Below are 16,749 nucleotides of genomic sequence, written 5' to 3' on the forward strand. Positions count from 1 at the left end.
TTCCGGTGCTTACTCGAATGCGGCAATCTCGATTCCAGCCCCATGCTAAAAACCGCTCCACCCCCGGCGTCATGTTACCACAACGACCCAATGATGGATGCGAAATGCGCAAGCGTCGCGCGGATGACCGCGCGACGCTCTATCCCGATCCTGGAGACGCCCGGCCCTAGCTGGCCGCGCGCAGGTTCACCTTGCTCTCGGCGAGCGTGGTCAGCTTCTTGTCGGTCGCCTTCTCCTCTTCCAACGTCTTGGCGAGCACGCTGGCGCAGTCGTTGCGGCCGAGTTGCTTGGCCCAGGCGATCAGGCTGCCGTAGCGGACGATCTCATAGTGCTCCGCCGCCTGTGCCGCGTTGATCAGCGCGGCGTCGAGCACCGCCTTGTCGGCGACTTCGCCGGCCGTCTCGTCGGCTTCCTCGATGATGCCGTCGATAGCGGGGCAGTCGACCGCCTTCACCTGCGCACCGTGCATCTTGAACACTTCCTCAAGGCGCTTGACGTGCTCCCTGGTTTCTTCGAGGTGCGTCAAAAAGCCCTGCTTCAGCTGCGGATCGGTCGCCTTATCCGCCATTTTCGGCAGAGCCTTGGTGAGCTGCTGCTCGGCGTAATAGATGTCCTGGAGCTGATGCACGAACAGGTCGTTCATGGTTTTGATGTCTTTTGTGAACAATCCCATCGGTCCGATCCTCTCGGTTGTGGGAACACGGAGGCACCGGCTTGCTGGAGAAGCCGGTTATTCCGCCATGTTCGATTGCTGATGGGGGACTAACCAGCGCACGGCATCGTCGTTCCAAAAAAGCCCGCATCCCTTGCGCTGGAACAATGCCGGCCGTGCAGGATCTGAAATCATGTCACGGACGGACGCGACCGGTCCCACGACTCATATGCTTAACGCGCGTCCGATGTGAACCGCGTATGACAAAGTGGCTGGTCCAAGCTGGTCCAAGGCAGAACCTATCCTTGTCAAGGGCTGCACAAGTCAGTGTTTTTGCCTTAAATGAGCTACATCATGCCTAGCGATCAAAGCCCACAGCGGGCACTGATCGCATCCGACCGGCCAATGTCTGGCTTGGTCGGTCTTGCCCCCCGCCGGGAGGATGAATGCACGGACTGCTGACCGCGCTGAAGCGCGGCTTCAAGAGATGGATCGGCTGGCGGCGACTCGGCATTGCGGCGAGCGTCTTCATTATCGCGTTCGCGATCACCACGCTGGTACGGACGCTCAAGGGCATCGACACCGGGGTCATCCTGACCGCGTTGACCGAGATCCCCCGCGCCAATATCGGGCTGGCGGCGATCTGCGTATGTTTCGCGTTCTGTACGCTGACCTTCTACGACTTTTTCGCACTGCGAACGATCGGCAAAAAGCACGTGCCCTATCGCATCGCAGCGCTCTCCAGCTTCACGTCCTATTCGATCGGCCACAATATCGGCGCCACCGTCTTCACCGGCGGCGCGATCCGCTTCCGGATCTATTCGGATTACGGGCTGAATGCGATCGACGTCGCAAAAATCTGCTTCCTGTCGGGCCTGACCTTCTGGCTCGGTAACATCTTCGTGCTCTCGATCGGCATGGCCATCCATCCGGATGCCGCCTCCTACATGGATCAGCTGCCGTCGTCGATCAACCGGCTGATTGCGCTCGGCGGCCTCGCCTCGATCGGCGCCTATCTGGTCTGGCTGTGCATGGGCGAGAAGCGCCGCGAGCTAGGCCAGAAGGGCTGGAAAGTGGTGCTGCCGTCAGCGCCTCTGACGCTGGTGCAGATCCTGATCGGCGTCGTCGATCTCGGATTCTGCGCGCTGGCGATGTACCTTCTGGTGCCGGCCACTCCGCAGATCGATTTCCTGTCGCTCTCCGTGGTGTTCATTTTGGCGACATTGCTCGGCTTCGCCAGCCACGCCCCGGGCTCGCTCGGCGTGTTCGACGCCGCCATGCTGGTGGCGCTGCCCGAATTCGGCCGCGAGCAGCTTCTGGCCACGCTTCTCGTCTTCCGCATCCTCTATTTCGTGATCCCGTTCGGACTTGCCATCTCCATCATGGGCGCACGCGAGCTCTGGATGAATGTGGTGGAGCCCTGGCAGGAGCGCCGAAGGCTGGCGGAGGCCTGCGCGCAGGCCAACCTGCCCAAGCAGGTGGCCGCGATGGAGCGCGAGCGGTCGCTGCGGCAGGCCAGCAAACGCTGAGCGTGCTCCGGAAAAGCGCGAAGCGGTTTTCCGGGAAGATCATGCTCCAACGATAGTCCGCTAGACGACGGCCGGCAAAACCGTCAGACCAATGTTGCAGGCGGAGGGCAGCTCTCTTATTTCCGCCTCAACTTTGCCGTTGAAGACGCGGGCCATGATCCCTGTATTCCTTCACCGTTTCCTCGCCGGTGCCCTGCTGCTCGCCGGGCTCCTAACCGCCTTGCCGCCGGAGCGGGCGGCCGCGCAGGACGCGGGTGCCATGCAGATTAGCTGGGAGGTCCGCAACCGCTTCCGGCTGTTCCGCGAGGAGCGCGACTTCCTGCTCCATGTCGAGAACGCGCGTAACCGCAGCATCCTCGCCGCCGAGCAATCGCTGGAGCTCCAGAGCGAGGGCCGCGGCTGGGCCCGCAACATGGTCAACCGGCTCTGCATCGACCTCCAGGGCCGGGTCAACCAGCCCTGCACCCGCGACAACACGAAGGAAAACTACCTCACGCCCATCGACCATCCCGTCACCGTGCGCCTCGCCGGCGCGGTGCCGGTCGGCGCCACCTGCGCCTGGTCGTTCGACGACGGCGACGGGCCGCAACAATCCACCTTCGACTGCGCCGAGCCGGTTAATCTGCGGGTCCGCTACGGCAAGCAGACGGTCGCGAGCGTCGACGTCTCCTCCGGCTCCGATCCGACCCAGCGGGTCCAGACCGAGATCCAGGTCCGGGACATCTTCGTCGCTGGTCTGGGAGACAGCATCGCCTCGGGCGAAGGCAATCCGGACCGGCCGCTGGCGCTGTCGGACGAAGGTTTTTGCTTCCGCTCCTATCTCGGCACCGCCGGCGCGCAGTATTACCGGCCGAGCCGCGCCGGCTTCAAGGGCGGCCGTGCCTGCGAAGCGCCGGATACGCTTGCGAACTGGCAGCGCTACAGCGCGCTCTGGTTCAACTCGCCCTGCCACCGATCGCTCTACAGCTACCAGGCTCGCACCGCGCTGGCGCTCGCGGTACGCTACACCCACGTCGCGGTGACCTTTCTGCCGCTCGCCTGCACCGGCGCCAGCATCAGCGACGGGCTGCTCGGCTCGCAGCGCGCCCGCGAATGCCCGCCTGGCAAGACCGGCGTCTGCAACATCAGCGTGAACGCGCAGGTCGCCGAGCTGCGCGAGGCGCTGACCGCCGCCAGGAAACGCCAGCCCGAGCGCACGCTCGACCTCGTGCTGCTCTCGGTCGGCGCCAATGACGTCTATTTCTCCGGCCTCGTCGCCGACGTGATCGTCGAGACCGCAACCGAGCGCGCGATCTTCCGGCGCTCCGGCGTGATGGCGAGCGTCGATGATTCCCGCGATGCGCTGGCGCGCGAACTGCCGCAGAATTTCGTCAAGCTGCGCGAGGCGCTGAAGCCGCTGGTCGGCGGCGACCTCTCGCATGTAGTCTACGTCTCCTACGCCAACCCCGCGCTCGCCGATGGTGGCGTGCCCTGCCGCGGCGGCCGCGCCGGCTTCGACATTCATCCGTCCTTCAACGCCGACCCGCAGCGCCTTGCCCGCGTCTCGAGCTTCGTCGACACCGAATTCCTGCCGCAGCTAAAGGGCCTCGCCACCTGCACCCGCGGCGCCCTGTGCCGCGATCCCGAGGCCGACCGCATGACCTTCGTGGATTCACATCAGGCGGCGTTCGCCGATCACGGCTTCTGCGCGCATTCGGGCAACGATCCCGAATTCGACCGCACCTGCTTTGCCGAGAACGGCCAGAGCTTCAATCCCGACATCGTGAGCGCGGCGAGCCAGCCGATGCTGTGCGGCCGCGGCGCCTCCGAATTCCGCGCCTATTTGCCGCGCGCGCGCTGGATCCGCGACGCCAATGACAGCTACTTCGCTGCGATGACCTATCCGCAAGGCCTGCCGGCAGCGAGCCAGCCGACCGACATCCATGATGCGACCTGGGGCGTGCTCTCCGCCGTCTATGGCGGCGCTGTGCATCCGAGCGCCGAAGGCCACGCCGCGATGGCGGACGCGGCACTGCCGGCCGCAAGCGCGGTGCTGGGGCTCGATGCGGCGCCCCCGGGCGTGACACGCGGGTTGCTCGCGCCACTGCTGCCGGGCGCGCAGCAGTAGAGCTACATCGAGCTCTCACCACACCGTCATTGCGAGCGCAGCGAAGCATCCAGAGTCCTTCCGCAGTGGGATTCTGGATTGCTTCGCTGCGCTCGCAATGACGGCGTTGGGGCTCACGTCTCGGCACTCTCTCACACAATCGTTCCTCCACCTGCCGTTCCATCAATCCAAAAGCGGCATCGATCGATACTTCCTTGAACTTGGACACTTTGCCGCGCGCACCTCTAGGAGTCGCTGTGGGGAAACGTTCGAGTTCTAAGGAGGCGCGCAATGAGCGCAGTGATGTCCGCAGCGGACGCGAGAAGGTCTCGCGTCAGGCTGTTCATCGTGACCATGTTGTTCCTGGTCACGACCGTCAATTATGCTGACCGCGCCACGCTGTCGATCGCGGGCCCCGCGCTCTCCAAGGAGCTGCATCTCGATCCCGTCGCGATGGGCTACATCTTCTCGGCGTTCGGATGGTCCTATGTGATCGCGCAGGTGCCGGGCGGCTGGCTGCTCGACCGCTACGGCTCCCGCCTTGTCTATGCCTTCAGCATCATCGTCTGGTCGCTGTTCACGACGCTGCAGGGCTGGGTCGGATTCTTCAGCGCCGGCACCGCGATCGTCGTGCTGTTCGGCCTGCGCTTCCTGGTCGGTATCGCCGAAGCGCCCTCGTTCCCCGCCAATGCTCGCATCGTCGCGGCCTGGTTTCCGAGCAACGAGCGCGGCACCGCGTCGGCGTTCTTCAATTCCGGGCAGTATTTCGCCACCGTGATCTTCGCGCCGCTGATGGGCTGGATCGCGCACGACTACGGCTGGCGCTACGTGTTCTTCGTGATGGGCGCACTCGGCATCATCATGGGCCTGGTCTGGATCAAGACCGTCTATGGCCCGAAGGAGCATCCCGGCATCAACGAGGCCGAATTCGACTACATCAAGGACGGCGGCGCGCTGGTCGATGTCGACGCGCCTAAAGACGATCTGAAGCAAGAGCGCGCGCCCGAGGCCGGCTCCGGGTGGGACCATATCCGCCAGCTGCTTTCCAACCGCATGATGCTCGGCGTCTATCTCGGCCAGTACTGCATCAACACGCTGACCTATTTCTTCCTGACCTGGTTCCCGGTCTACCTCGTCAAGGAGCGCGGGCTGTCGATCCTGCAAGCCGGCTTCGTCGCGACACTGCCGGCGCTGTGCGGCTTCATCGGCGGCGTGCTTGGCGGCGTCATCTCCGACGCGATCCTGCGCAAGACCGGCTCGCTGACCATGGCGCGCAAGATCCCGATTGTCGGCGGCATGCTGCTGTCGATGTCGATCATCGCCTGCAACTATGTCGACGGCCAGGCGCTGGTGGTCGGCTTCATGGCGCTCGCCTTCTTCGGCAAGGGCATCGGCGCGCTCGGCTGGGCTGTCGTTTCAGACACCTCGCCGAAGGAAGCCGGCGGCGTCTCGGGCGGCCTGTTCAACACCTTCGGCAACCTCTCCTCGATCAGCACCCCGATCGTAATCGGCTACATCCTGGCCGCGACCGGCTCGTTCAACGGCGCGCTGATCTTCGTCGGCGCCAATGCGCTGGTGGCCGCCTTCGCCTATCTCGTGGTCGTCGGCAAGATCGAGCGCGTGGTGCTCAAACGTTCCTCCTGAGGGCTCCCGTGGAGCTTGACCAGGCAACTTAACGGCGGCTTCACGGCCGCCGTCTTTGTTTTGGGAGTAATCGATGCTAGAAGCGCCGGGGAAACGCCTTATCCATCTAAGGCATGTATCGATGTTCGACCTCAATCAGCTCCGCTGTTTCGTCACGGTGGCGGAGGAATTGCATTTCGGCCGCGCCGCCGCGCGGCTGAACATGACCCAGCCGCCGCTGTCCCGGCAGATCCAGGTGCTCGAGCACATCATCGATGCGCCGCTGCTGGAGCGTACCAGCCGCTCGGTGCGCCTGACGCCTGCCGGGCGCAGCTTCCTGCCTGAGGCGCGACGCATCTTGAAACTCGCGGAAAGCGCCTCGCAGGTCGCCCGCCGTATTGCGCTCGGCAAGTCCGGCTCGCTGAAGATCGGCTTCACCGCAGCCGCCGCCTACGGCTTCCTCCCCGAGCTCGTCGCCGCCTGCCGCGCCAAGCTGCCCGAGGTGGATTTCTCACTGAAGGAGATGGTGTCGGGCGACCAGTTCGAGGCGCTGACCTCGGGCCAAATCGATGCCGGCCTGCTCAGGCCCCCGATCGCGCGCCCCGAAATCGCCAGCCGCCGTGTCGTCGCCGAGCCCCTGCTCGCCGCGATCCCGAAAAAGCATCCGCTGGCGAATGCCGAGAGCGTCACGATCAAGGATTTCGACAACCAGCCCTTCGTGATGTATTCGCCCTATGAGAGCCGCTACTTTCACGACGTGCTGGTGGCGCTGTTTACCCGCGCCGACATCCTGCCGCGCTATGTCCAGCACCTGAGCCAGATCCACTCGATCCTCGCCATGGTGCGCGCCGGCCTTGGCCTTGCCATCGTGCCGGCAGCGGCGGCGAGCCTGAAGATCGCGGACGTCCGCCTGCGGCCGCTGAAGCTGCGCACCCGCGTCCCGGTCGAGTTGTTCATGGTCTGGCGCCGTGACGACGAGAACCCGCTGCTGTCGGCGCTCGTCAAAATCGCGAGCGAATTGTCCTCGGCGGAGGCGATGGAAGATTGATGCTGAATTCGCATCGGTCGATATAGGCTTTGGCTTGGACCCGCATCGAACGGTCTCCTAAACCACGGCGCATGGACGCGCAGGCTTGCGTCCTCCACAGCACGAGGCAAGGGAGCAGCGCCCATGAGCAAGATGACCCCGCAGGAGATGGCCCAGAAGATCGGATCCGGCCTCCTGTCTTTCCCCGTCACCCCGTTCAAGGCGGATTACTCCTTCGACGAGGCGACCTACCGCGCCAACATGGACTGGCTGTGCGGCTATGACGTCGCGGGCCTGTTCGCCGCAGGTGGCACCGGCGAGTTCTTCTCGCTGACGGCGGCCGAGGTTCCGCAGGTCGTCAAGATCGCCGTGGACGAGACCAAGGGCCGCGTGCCCGTCCTCGCCGGCACCGGCTACGGCACCGCCACCGCGCGCGAGATCGCGATCGGCGCGGAGAAGGCCGGCGCCGACGGCTTGTTGCTGCTGCCGCCCTATCTCACCCATGCCGAGCAGGACGGCCTCGCTGCCCACGTGGAAGCGATCTGCGCCTCCGTGAAGATCGGCGTCATCGTCTACAACCGCGATAACGCCATCCTCCAGCCCGATACGCTCGCCCGCCTTGCCGACCGCTGCCCGAACCTCGTCGGCTACAAGGACGGCATCGGCGACATCGAGCTGATGACCCGCGTCTATACCAAGCTCGGCGACCGCCTGACCTATATCGGCGGCTTGCCGACCGCGGAGACGTTCGCGCTGCCCTATCTCGACATGGGCGTGACCACCTACTCCTCGGCGGTGTTCAACTTCGTTCCGGAATTCGCCACCAGCTTCTACGCCGCAGTGCGCAAGCGCGACCACGCGACGATCCACGCCGGCCTGAAGGACTTCATCCTGCCGCTGATCGCGATCCGCAACCGCAAGAAGGGCTATGCGGTCTCGATCATCAAGGCCGGCATGAAGGTGATCGGCCGCGATTCCGGCCCGGTCCGTCCGCCGCTGACCGACCTCACCGAGCAGGAGATCGCGGAAGTGGCCGCGCTGGTGAAGAATCTGCCCGCCATCCGATCGTCACAACAGGCTGCAGAATAACAAACGACACAGGGAGGAGCCTGCGATGGCCAAGACCGAGATCACTGGCGCACCGGTCGTCACCGCGATGCAGGTGATCCCGGTTGCAGGTCGTGACAGCATGCTCCTCAATCTGAGCGGCGCGCATGCGCCGTTCTTCACCCGCAACATCGTGATCCTCACCGACAATGCCGGTCACACCGGCGTCGGCGAGGTGCCCGGCGGGCAGAAGATCTGGCAGACGCTGCAGGACGCCCGTGATCTCGTGATCGGCAAGACCGTCGGCGCGATGAACAACATCCTCGCCGATATCAGGACCGCCTTCGCCGATCGCGACGCCGGCGGCCGCGGCAAGCAGACGTTCGATCTCCGCGTCATGATCCATGCCGTCACGGCCGTGGAATCGGCCCTGCTCGATTTGCTCGGCCAGCATCTCGACCTGCCGGTCGCAGCCCTGCTCGGCGAAGGCCAGCAGCGCAACAGCGTCGAGACGCTGGGCTATCTCTTCTTCGTCGGCGACCGGCGCAAAAGCAAGCTCGACTACGTCACCGGCGAGACCGGCAAGAGCGAATGGTTCAACCTCCGCCATCAGCAGGCGATGACGCCGGAGACCGTGGTGCGGCTCGCGGAAGCCACCCACGACCATTACGGCTTCGCCGATTTCAAGCTCAAGGGTGGCGTGCTGCGCGGCGAGCAGGAGATCGAGGCTGTCACAGCAATCGCAAAACGCTTCCCCAATGCCCGCGTGACGCTGGACCCGAACGGCGCCTGGTCGCTCGACGAGGCTGTCAGCCTCTGCAAGGACATGCACGGCATCCTCGCCTATGCCGAGGACCCCTGCGGCGCCGAAGGTGGCTTCTCCGGCCGTGAGATCATGGCCGAGTTCCGCCGTGCCACGGGCCTGCCGACCGCGACCAACATGATCGCGACCGACTGGCGGCAATTGTCCCATGCGCTGCGCCTCGGCGCGGTGGACATTCCGCTGGCCGATCCCCATTTCTGGACCATGCAAGGCTCGGTGCGCGTGGCTCAGACCTGCCGCGACAACGGCCTGACCTGGGGTTCGCACTCCAACAACCATTTCGACATCTCGCTCGCCATGTTCACCCATGTCGGCGCCGCCGCCCCCGGCAAGGTCACCGCGATCGACACGCACTGGATCTCGCAGGACGGCCAGGCGCTGACGAAGGAGCCGCTCCAGATCAAGGGCGGCAAGATCGCTGTGCCTGATCGGCCGGGCCTGGGTATCGAAATCGACAGGGCCGCCATCGACGCCGCGCATGACCTCTACAAGCAGCATGGACTCGGCGCCCGCGATGACGCTATTGCCATGCAGGACCTGATCCCCGGCTGGACCTTCGACGACAAGCGTCCCTGCCTGGTTCGTTAAAAACTCTGGAGGAAGCTATGACTGTGATCCTGAAGAACTTCATCGGCGGCGAATGGGTCGATGGCTCCGGCGTCACCAAGAACATCAACCCCTCCAACACCAATGATCTCGTCGGCGAATACGCCAAGGCCGATAAGGCGCAGACCGAGAAGGCGATCGCAGCCGCCAAGGCCGCCTTCCCCGCCTGGGCGCAGTCGACGCCACAGGCGCGCTACGACGCGCTGAACAAGATTTCGCTCGAGATCATCGCCCGCAAGGAAGAGCTCGGCCGCCTGCTCGCCCGCGAGGAAGGCAAGACGCTGCCCGAGGGTATCGGCGAGGTCGCCCGCGCCGGCCAGATTTTTGCGTTCTTCGCCGGCGAGGCGCTGCGCATGATCGGCGAAAAGGGTGCCTCGGTGCGTCCCGGCATCGACGTCGAGCTCACCCGTGAGCCGATGGGCGTCGTCGGCATGATCACGCCCTGGAATTTCCCGATCGCGATCCCCGCCTGGAAGATCGCCCCCGCGCTCTGCTATGGCAACACCGTGGTGTTCAAGCCGGCCGAGCTGGTGCCGGGCTCGGCGCATGCGCTGTCCGAGATCATCACCCGCTCCGGCATCCCGGCCGGCGTGTTCAACCTCGTTGTCGGCTCGGGCTCCGTCGTCGGCCAGACCCTGATCGAGCATCCCGACGTCGCCGCGATCACCTTCACCGGCTCGGTGCAGACGGGGCGCAAGATCGCGCAGGCCTGCGTGACCTCGAGCAACATGAAGAAGTTCCAGCTCGAGATGGGCGGCAAGAATCCGCTGGTGGTACTCGACGACGCCGATCTCAAGACCGCCGTCGAAGTCGCCGTCAACGGCGCCTATTTCTCCACCGGCCAGCGCTGCACCGCCTCGTCCCGCCTGATCGTCACCGAAGGTATTCACGACCGTTTCGTTGCGGCGGTGACCGAGCGCCTGAAAGGCCTGACGGTGGACGACGCGCTCAAGGCGGGCGTGCATATCGGCCCGGTGGTCGACCAGAGCCAGCTCGACCAGGACCTGCGCTACATCAAGATCGGCCAGGACGAGGGTGCCAAGCTCGCCTGGGGCGGCGAGTTGCTCAAGCGCGAAACGCCCGGCCACTACCTCCAGCCGGCGCTGTTCACCGAGGCCAACAACAACATGCGCATTTCGCGCGAGGAGGTCTTCGGCCCGGTTGCCGCCGTCATTCGTGCGAAGAATTATGAAGAGGCGCTCGCGATCTCCAACGACACCGAGTTCGGCCTCGCCTCCGGCATCTGCACCACCAGTCTGAAATACGCCTCGCATTACAAGCGCAACAGCGAGTCCGGCATGGTGATGGTCAATCTGCCGACCGCCGGCGTCGACTATCACGTGCCGTTCGGCGGCCGGAAGGGTTCGAGCTACGGCGCACGCGAACAGGGCTCCTATGCCCGCGAGTTCTACACGACGGTGAAGACCGCCTATACCTATCCCGGTTGATGGATCGTAGGTGTCGTAGGGTGGGTTAGCGCAGCGTAACCCACCTCTTGTGGTTCGACGGATGCAGACGGTGGTGGGTTACGCTGCGCTAACCCACCCCACACTTCGGAGTCCTTCCATGGACCAGTCAGTCGCAGCGAAAGAGCAGCCGCGCTACATCAAGCTCAACGAGCGCGACAACGTCGCCATCGTGGTCAATGATTTCGGGCTTTCCGCCGGCTCGCGCTTTGCCAGCGGGCTGACGCTGCGCGCCTTCGTGCCGCAAGGCCACAAGACGGCGCTGGTCGACATCCCCCAGGACGCCCCGATCATCCGCTACGGCGAGGTGATCGGTCATGCGCTCGCGTCGATCCTGGCCGGCGAATGGGTGGACGAAGCGCGGATCCGCATGCCGGAGGCCCCTGCCCTCGACAAGCTGGAAATCTCGACCGCCGTTCCCGCGCCGCTGCCGCCGCTCGAAGGTTTCACATTCGAAGGCTTTCGCAACTCCGACGGCTCTGTCGGCACCAAGAACATCCTCGGCATCTCCTCCTCCGTGCAATGCGTCAAGGGCACGATGGAATACGCGGTGAAGCGCATCCGCGCCGAGCTGCTGCCGAAATATCCGAATGTCGATGACGTCGTGCCGCTGACGCATGCCTATGGCTGTGGCGTCGCCATCAACGCGCCTGACGCCGTGATTCCGATCCGCACGCTGCAAAACATCGCGCAGAACCCGAATTTCGGCGGCGAGATCCTGGTCGTCAGCTTGGGATGCGAAAAGCTCGCGCCCGAGCGTCTGGTGCCGGAAGGCGTCAGCAATGCCATCGTGCGCATGCAGGACGAAGCCTTCGACGGTTTTGGCGCCATCGTCGAGGCGATCATGACCCAGGCCGAAGCCCGCCTGAAGATCCTCAACAAGCGCACCCGCGAGACCTGCCCGGCCGCCGATCTCGTCATCGGCCTGCAATGCGGTGGCAGCGACGCCTTTTCCGGCGTCACCGCGAATCCCGCCGTCGGTTTCGCCGCGGACCTGCTGGTGCGCGCCGGCGCCACCGTAATGTTCTCGGAAGTCACCGAAGTGCGCGACGCGATCCAGCTCCTCACCCGCCGCGCCATCAACGAGGACGTCGGCCGCGCGCTGGTCCGCGAGATGGCCTGGTACGATTCCTATCTGGCTCGCGGCGGCGCTGACCGCAGCGCCAACACCACGCCGGGCAACAAGAAGGGCGGGCTTGCCAACATCGTCGAGAAGTCGCTCGGCTCGATCGTCAAGTCCGGATCAAGCGCCATCACCGGCGTGCTCTCGCCCGGCGAGAAGGCGACGCAGAAAGGCATGCTGTTTGCGGCAACGCCGGCGTCCGACTTCATCTGCGGCACGCTCCAACTCGCCTCCGGCATGACGCTGCAGGTGTTCACCACCGGCCGCGGCACGCCCTATGGCCTCGCCGCCGCGCCCGTGATCAAGGTCGCGACCCGCAGCGAGCTCGCGCGACGCTGGAAGGACCTGATCGATTTCGATGCGGGAGGCATCGCGACCGGCGAGAAGACCATTGAGGAGACCGGCTGGGACCTGTTCCGCCTGATCCTCGATGTCGCCAGCGGCCGCACGCAACCTTGGTCCGATCGCTGGGGCATCCACAACGATTTGACGCTGTTCAATCCGGCGCCGGTGACCTGAGCGCCGCGCGCCGACACTGCCTCGCCGCGTGGATGCATTGGTGCGAGTCCCGTTTCGACGCTACGTTTCGCCCGGGATGACGCTTCAGTCTATGTCATGCTGCCCGGCATGAAGCAGCGAACGCGCGGATGGCCGTCGATATAGTGCTTCCACACCATGGTGCGGCCGATCTTGTTCGGCTCGGTGATGACGGCGCCGTCAGGCACGACCACCCATTCGCCCTCGAGATGCACGCGATAGCGGCCTTTGTCGGATTCCCAGTCGACATCGGCGACCACGTAGCCGTCGGCATCCGAGCAGCATTGGCCGTATTCGCTGTGCAGGCTCTCGAACCAGGGCTTTAACGGCGAGTTGGCGTAGCGGCCGTCGTCACGCGCCATCGTCGGGGCGGTCAGCAGCACCGTCAGGACCAGCAGCATGGCGGCACGCGGTATTGCACGTCTCATGTCGTCTCCGCAGATCGAGGTCATCGCCGCGGGGCGATAGTTGCCGTCCGCCTTCCGCGACTCGGCGAAGGGCGTCAAGGACGGCGACTCATTCCCCCAACAGCTTTGCGGATAGCTATGCAAATCCGGCGCCACCGCGCATTCCGGGGAACTACTGGCGCGCGTCCGGCACGCATTGGTCTTTCGACGGGTATGACTGCTGCTCGCGCGCCAAGTTCTCCGCTGTCGCAGCCGGCCGCATGCGCGATTGCGCACGGGGGCCACGGACACCGCGCAAGAACGCGGAGAGGCTGCGGCGTACTGGAGTCCCCGCTTGGCGGGCAATGACGGCCTGTGTGGAGCTACGGAAGTTCGGGCGCCACAGCGCGCGACCTAGACCCTACTGCTTCGGCGCCGGCGCCATCATCGCGCCGCCCTTCTTCGCCGCGGGCATGGGCTTGGTCGCAGCGGTTGCTTGCGCCGGGAGATATTTCGCGACGATGGCGGGATCGACCTGCGCGATGTTGGCGTCGGGAAGACGCGTCCAGGTCTCATCCTTGCCGAACAGGGAAATGCCGAGGAAGCCGCGCATCGTCAGGGTCTGCCCATCCGGACTGACCGTCATCTTGGCCTTCCAGATGTTGCCGTCGCGCGGGTTGACCACGTTGCCGCCGTCATACTTCAAGCCATCGCGCTTCATGTCGCGGATGAAGGAGAGGCCGAGCACCGGCGCGTTCTTGCGATCGTCCGTGCATTTCGCGCAGATCTCGTTCGGATCGTCGCCGGGCCGCGGAAAGGTTTTTGCGATGACGCCTTCGAAGATGCCGTTGTGGTCGACGAAGAGGAACCATCCCACCGTCTTGCCGTCTTCGACCTTCTGCCAGAGGCCTGCGGCGGTCGGCTGCTGCACTTGCGCCGCAACCGGGCTCACCGCGCCGAGCGACATCGCGAGCGCGAGGAGCGAGAACAACCGAAAGCCGGAAAAGAGAGTCCGCATTATCATCACCTTGCTGAGCCAATCGCCTTGCTAAGCCGCCTACTGCAATGGCCGCAGACTACGGCGATTTCGCGAACTGTTCCAGCACCAGAAACATGGGGCATCGCCCGCCGCCGTCAGTTGACGCCGAGCTTCTTTTGCAGGCTGGAGGACGATGTCGTGTACTGGAACACGAGCCGCTTCTCCGGATACACGTAGCGATGGGCTTTTTGCGACATCAGCGCGCCCTCGTGGAAGCCGCACAGGATCAGCTTGATCTTGCCGGGATAGGTGTTGATGTCGCCGATCGCGAAGATGCCCGGCACGTTGGTCTCGAACGCGGATGTCTCGACCGGCACCAGATTGTTCTCCAGCGCGATGCCCCAGTTCGCGACCGGACCGAGCTTCATGGTCAGCCCGAAGAACGGCAACATGGTGTCGCAGGCAATTTCGATTACGCTGTTGTCGTTGCCCTTGACGGTGGCGCCGCTCAGCTTGCCCTCGTTGCCCGACAACGCGGTGACCTGGCCGAGCCGCAGATCCATCTTGCCGGCAGAGACCAGCACGCGCATCTGCTCGACGCTGTGGGGGGCGGCGCGAAAATCGTCGCGACGGTGCAAGAGCGTGATGCGCTTGGCGATCGGATGCAGATTGAGCGTCCAGTCGAGCGCGGAATCGCCGCCGCCCACGATCAGCACGTTCTTGTCTCGGAACGTCTCCATCTTGCGCACGGCATAGTGCACCGAGCTTCCTTCATAAGCTTCGATCCCAGGCACCGGTGGACGCTTGGGCTGGAACGAGCCGCCGCCCGCAGCGATCACCAGCACCTTGCATTCGAACACCTTGCCGGCGTCCGTGGTGCAGCGGAACAGGGGATCGCCGATCTTCTCCACGGTCTCGATCATCTCGCCGAGATGGAAGGTCGGATGGAACGGCTTGATCTGCTCCATCAGGGCGTCGGTGAGGCCCTGCCCCGAAACCTGCGGAATGCCGGGAATGTCGTAGATCGGCTTTTCCGGATAGAGCTCTGCGCACTGGCCGCCGACCTTGTCGAGGATGTCGACGAAATGCGTCTTCATGTCGAGAAGGCCCAGCTCGAAAGCGGCAAACAGACCGCAGGGGCCGGCGCCAATAATCAGCACATCCGTTTTGATCGCGTCGCTCATGTCGTCTCTTTATCGTCGTTCGGTGGGACGGCGCCCTTTGGGCCGAGGTGACCCTGCCTGTCTAGCCAACGGGGATGGATCAGGGAAGGCATAAAAGCGGGAGCGCCCCGCAGCCGCACCCACTTGCCGGGTCAGGATAACTGGGCTGTAACCAGCAACGCTATGACGGAGATCAATCGGTGAACGCACCAAGCCGCCTCGATACGACGCCGCGCCTGGAGGACTATCCTTTTCGCCTCAGCGACAATGTCCGCTTCGGCGATCTCGACCCCAACCAGCACGTCAACAACGCGGTCTACGCTACCTATTTCGAGACCGGCCGTGTCACGCTGATGAAGCTCCCGGAATACGGCCTGACGCCGCCGGGACTTGCCTGGATCATGGTGCGGCTCGACATCCATTTTCGCGCCGAGTTGCACTGGCCGAACACGATCGAACTCGGCCTCGGCGTCGCGAAGCTGGGACGAACGTCGGTGACGTTCGAGCAGGTGGTATTTTCGGAAGGGAAGTGCATTGCATCGGCGACGTCGGTCGCCGTGATGATCGACGAAGCGTCGCGCCGGCCAACGCCACTCACCGCGGAAGTGCTCGAGAAGCTCAGCCCCTGGCACAAGCGCGGCATCGAGGTCGCGCCGCCGAGCACATGATAGCTAAGAGAGTTAGGCCTGCCGCTCCGGCGTCGCCACGACGAGGCCGTCGAGATCGTCGGAGACCTTGATCTGGCAGGACAAGCGCGAGTTCGGCCGTACGTCGAAGCCGAAGTCGAGCATGTCCTCTTCCATCGGCGTCGGGCTGCCGACCTTCTCGCGCCACGCTTCGTCGACATAGACATGGCAGGTGGCGCAGGCGCACGCGCCGCCGCATTCGGCCTCGATGCCGGGAATGCTGTTGCGGATGGCGGCTTCCATCACAGTCGCGCCGTTCTCGACGTCCACCGTACGGGTTTCGCCCTTGTGATCGACAAAGTGAATTTTGGCCATGTGTGCTCGTGCTGCCGCGATCTAGGGAATGAAGGAGGGTCCGGGCTGTCCTATAACGGGTCGATCAGCCCGGCGCCATAGCGTTTTGATAAGTCGTGAATACCGCTTCGCGGGAAGAAAACCCGTCAAAACAAAACACTAGAGCACGGCTCTGGCCCTGTCGGCCTAAGGGTTCAGGATCGCCTCGATGGCGGCGCGAGCTTCGGTCACCGCCTCTTTCAGCGCGGCGAAGGCGTGAGGCCGGCCCTGGCCGGTCTGGATCGCGGTCTCCAGGCTCGCTGCGGCATCCGCCACCGCAAAGGCGCCGATCCCGCGCGCCGAGCCCTTGAGCTTGTGGGCGAGTACACCGGCCTCGGCCGGCAGCGCTGCCATTGCCGCGATCAGGCGCACCGCCTGCTCGGCAAACATCGCCAGCACTTCCTGTTCCAGCTCGGAATCGCCGAGCGTCATGCGGGAGAGATGATCGAGGTCGAGCGGGCTGTCGATGGGTGCAAGCGGGGGCGAAGGCATCCAGTCCATCCGTTGCAGTTCAGGCGTCATGGCGCAGGCCCCGGCATCGCGCGCTGTCCGCCGGTCCGGCGGTCAAGTTCCCTCCACCCAAGCACGGAAATGGTTAACGAAATGTTCCGGCCGTTTTACGCAAATCTGCCTGTTTATTGACGAAAAGTTGCCGCAATCCGGCGAGTTCCGTGGAGAATTCC

15 protein-coding genes are annotated in these 16,749 nt (G+C 64.4%); 9 read left to right on the top strand and 6 right to left on the bottom strand.

Translation table 11 applies throughout. The features are described from left to right. Window positions 1–166: 166 nt before the first annotated feature. Window positions 167–673 carry a YciE/YciF ferroxidase family protein gene (locus AC0L3P_RS31000; RefSeq protein ID WP_027566868.1) on the bottom strand — a complete coding sequence of 169 codons (507 nt, stop codon included), beginning with the start codon at window positions 671–673 and terminating at the stop codon, window positions 167–169. A gap of 425 nt (window positions 674–1,098) precedes the next feature. Between AC0L3P_RS31000 and AC0L3P_RS31005 the strand changes: the two genes are divergently transcribed. The 8 genes from AC0L3P_RS31005 to garD all read left to right on the top strand — a co-directional run bounded on the left by AC0L3P_RS31005 (window position 1,099) and on the right by garD (window position 12,501). Next, window positions 1,099–2,181 carry a lysylphosphatidylglycerol synthase transmembrane domain-containing protein gene (locus AC0L3P_RS31005; protein ID WP_473307831.1) on the top strand — a complete coding sequence of 361 codons (1,083 nt, stop codon included), beginning with the start codon at window positions 1,099–1,101 and terminating at the stop codon, window positions 2,179–2,181. Window positions 2,182–2,335: 154 nt separating this feature from the next. Beyond that, window positions 2,336–4,288, top strand: a complete 1,953-nt coding sequence (locus AC0L3P_RS31010) for an SGNH/GDSL hydrolase family protein (RefSeq protein ID WP_473307833.1) — start codon at window positions 2,336–2,338, stop codon at window positions 4,286–4,288. A 270-nt stretch (window positions 4,289–4,558) separates the two neighbouring features. Beyond that, on the top strand, window positions 4,559–5,911 hold the full coding sequence (locus AC0L3P_RS31015) for an MFS transporter (protein WP_473307835.1): 1,353 nt from the start codon (window positions 4,559–4,561) through the stop codon (window positions 5,909–5,911). A gap of 121 nt (window positions 5,912–6,032) precedes the next feature. Beyond that, window positions 6,033–6,938 (top strand): LysR family transcriptional regulator, encoded by a 906-nt coding sequence (locus tag AC0L3P_RS31020; protein WP_018457543.1) that lies wholly within the window; start codon window positions 6,033–6,035, stop codon window positions 6,936–6,938. 123 nt (window positions 6,939–7,061) lie between these two features. Next, window positions 7,062–8,006: a 5-dehydro-4-deoxyglucarate dehydratase gene (gene kdgD / locus AC0L3P_RS31025; RefSeq protein WP_473307838.1), complete on the top strand. Its 945-nt coding sequence runs from the start codon at window positions 7,062–7,064 to the stop codon at window positions 8,004–8,006. Window positions 8,007–8,031: 25 nt separating this feature from the next. Further along, on the top strand, window positions 8,032–9,375 hold the full coding sequence (gene gudD, locus AC0L3P_RS31030) for a glucarate dehydratase (RefSeq protein WP_473307841.1): 1,344 nt from the start codon (window positions 8,032–8,034) through the stop codon (window positions 9,373–9,375). 17 nt (window positions 9,376–9,392) lie between these two features. Beyond that, window positions 9,393–10,841: an aldehyde dehydrogenase family protein gene (locus AC0L3P_RS31035; RefSeq protein WP_473307843.1), complete on the top strand. Its 1,449-nt coding sequence runs from the start codon at window positions 9,393–9,395 to the stop codon at window positions 10,839–10,841. A 118-nt stretch (window positions 10,842–10,959) separates the two neighbouring features. Beyond that, complete coding sequence (garD, locus tag AC0L3P_RS31040; RefSeq protein WP_473307845.1) at window positions 10,960–12,501, top strand: galactarate dehydratase; 1,542 nt, start codon at window positions 10,960–10,962, stop codon at window positions 12,499–12,501. Window positions 12,502–12,590: 89 nt separating this feature from the next. Here garD and AC0L3P_RS31045 read toward each other — a convergent pair whose 3' ends face one another. The 3 genes from AC0L3P_RS31045 to AC0L3P_RS31055 all read right to left on the bottom strand — a co-directional run bounded on the left by AC0L3P_RS31045 (window position 12,591) and on the right by AC0L3P_RS31055 (window position 15,068). Next, a complete protein-coding gene (locus tag AC0L3P_RS31045; RefSeq protein ID WP_027518961.1) occupies window positions 12,591–12,947 on the bottom strand; it encodes a hypothetical protein in 357 nt (118 codons plus the stop codon). A 379-nt stretch (window positions 12,948–13,326) separates the two neighbouring features. Then, window positions 13,327–13,923 carry a DUF2147 domain-containing protein gene (locus AC0L3P_RS31050; protein ID WP_473307847.1) on the bottom strand — a complete coding sequence of 199 codons (597 nt, stop codon included), beginning with the start codon at window positions 13,921–13,923 and terminating at the stop codon, window positions 13,327–13,329. A gap of 116 nt (window positions 13,924–14,039) precedes the next feature. Continuing rightward, window positions 14,040–15,068, bottom strand: coding sequence for an NAD(P)/FAD-dependent oxidoreductase (locus AC0L3P_RS31055; protein ID WP_473307849.1), 1,029 nt, complete (start codon window positions 15,066–15,068; stop codon window positions 14,040–14,042). A gap of 179 nt (window positions 15,069–15,247) precedes the next feature. On the opposite strand from AC0L3P_RS31055, the gene AC0L3P_RS31060 reads away from it, so the two are divergent. Next, complete coding sequence (locus tag AC0L3P_RS31060) at window positions 15,248–15,715, top strand: acyl-CoA thioesterase (RefSeq protein ID WP_473307851.1); 468 nt, start codon at window positions 15,248–15,250, stop codon at window positions 15,713–15,715. A gap of 12 nt (window positions 15,716–15,727) precedes the next feature. Here the strand turns inward: AC0L3P_RS31060 and AC0L3P_RS31065 are convergent, their stop codons facing one another. Both AC0L3P_RS31065 and AC0L3P_RS31070 read right to left on the bottom strand, forming a co-directional pair. Further along, the gene (locus AC0L3P_RS31065; protein ID WP_007602043.1) at window positions 15,728–16,048 is read right to left on the bottom strand and encodes a 2Fe-2S iron-sulfur cluster-binding protein; all 321 of its coding nucleotides are present in this window, start codon (window positions 16,046–16,048) and stop codon (window positions 15,728–15,730) included. A gap of 165 nt (window positions 16,049–16,213) precedes the next feature. Next, entirely contained in the window at window positions 16,214–16,558 is a 345-nt protein-coding gene (locus AC0L3P_RS31070) for an Hpt domain-containing protein (protein WP_473307853.1), read from the bottom strand. Window positions 16,559–16,749: the final 191 nt, after the last annotated feature.

The organism is Bradyrhizobium sp. WSM4874, from assembly GCF_055811835.1.

Bases quoted from the DNA above. Each gene is read 5' to 3' on its own strand.
- AC0L3P_RS31000 (WP_027566868.1), bottom strand. From the start codon at position 673: ATGGGATTGTTCACAAAAGACATCAAAACCATGAACGACCTGTTCGTG.
- AC0L3P_RS31005 (WP_473307831.1), top strand. From the start codon at position 1,099: ATGCACGGACTGCTGACCGCGCTGAAGCGCGGCTTCAAGAGATGGATC.
- AC0L3P_RS31010 (WP_473307833.1), top strand. From the start codon at position 2,336: ATGATCCCTGTATTCCTTCACCGTTTCCTCGCCGGTGCCCTGCTGCTC.
- AC0L3P_RS31015 (WP_473307835.1), top strand. From the start codon at position 4,559: ATGAGCGCAGTGATGTCCGCAGCGGACGCGAGAAGGTCTCGCGTCAGG.
- AC0L3P_RS31020 (WP_018457543.1), top strand. From the start codon at position 6,033: ATGTTCGACCTCAATCAGCTCCGCTGTTTCGTCACGGTGGCGGAGGAA.
- kdgD (WP_473307838.1), top strand. From the start codon at position 7,062: ATGAGCAAGATGACCCCGCAGGAGATGGCCCAGAAGATCGGATCCGGC.
- gudD (WP_473307841.1), top strand. From the start codon at position 8,032: ATGGCCAAGACCGAGATCACTGGCGCACCGGTCGTCACCGCGATGCAG.
- AC0L3P_RS31035 (WP_473307843.1), top strand. From the start codon at position 9,393: ATGACTGTGATCCTGAAGAACTTCATCGGCGGCGAATGGGTCGATGGC.
- garD (WP_473307845.1), top strand. From the start codon at position 10,960: ATGGACCAGTCAGTCGCAGCGAAAGAGCAGCCGCGCTACATCAAGCTC.
- AC0L3P_RS31045 (WP_027518961.1), bottom strand. From the start codon at position 12,947: ATGAGACGTGCAATACCGCGTGCCGCCATGCTGCTGGTCCTGACGGTG.
- AC0L3P_RS31050 (WP_473307847.1), bottom strand. From the start codon at position 13,923: ATGCGGACTCTCTTTTCCGGCTTTCGGTTGTTCTCGCTCCTCGCGCTC.
- AC0L3P_RS31055 (WP_473307849.1), bottom strand. From the start codon at position 15,068: ATGAGCGACGCGATCAAAACGGATGTGCTGATTATTGGCGCCGGCCCC.
- AC0L3P_RS31065 (WP_007602043.1), bottom strand. From the start codon at position 16,048: ATGGCCAAAATTCACTTTGTCGATCACAAGGGCGAAACCCGTACGGTG.
- AC0L3P_RS31070 (WP_473307853.1), bottom strand. From the start codon at position 16,558: ATGCCTTCGCCCCCGCTTGCACCCATCGACAGCCCGCTCGACCTCGAT.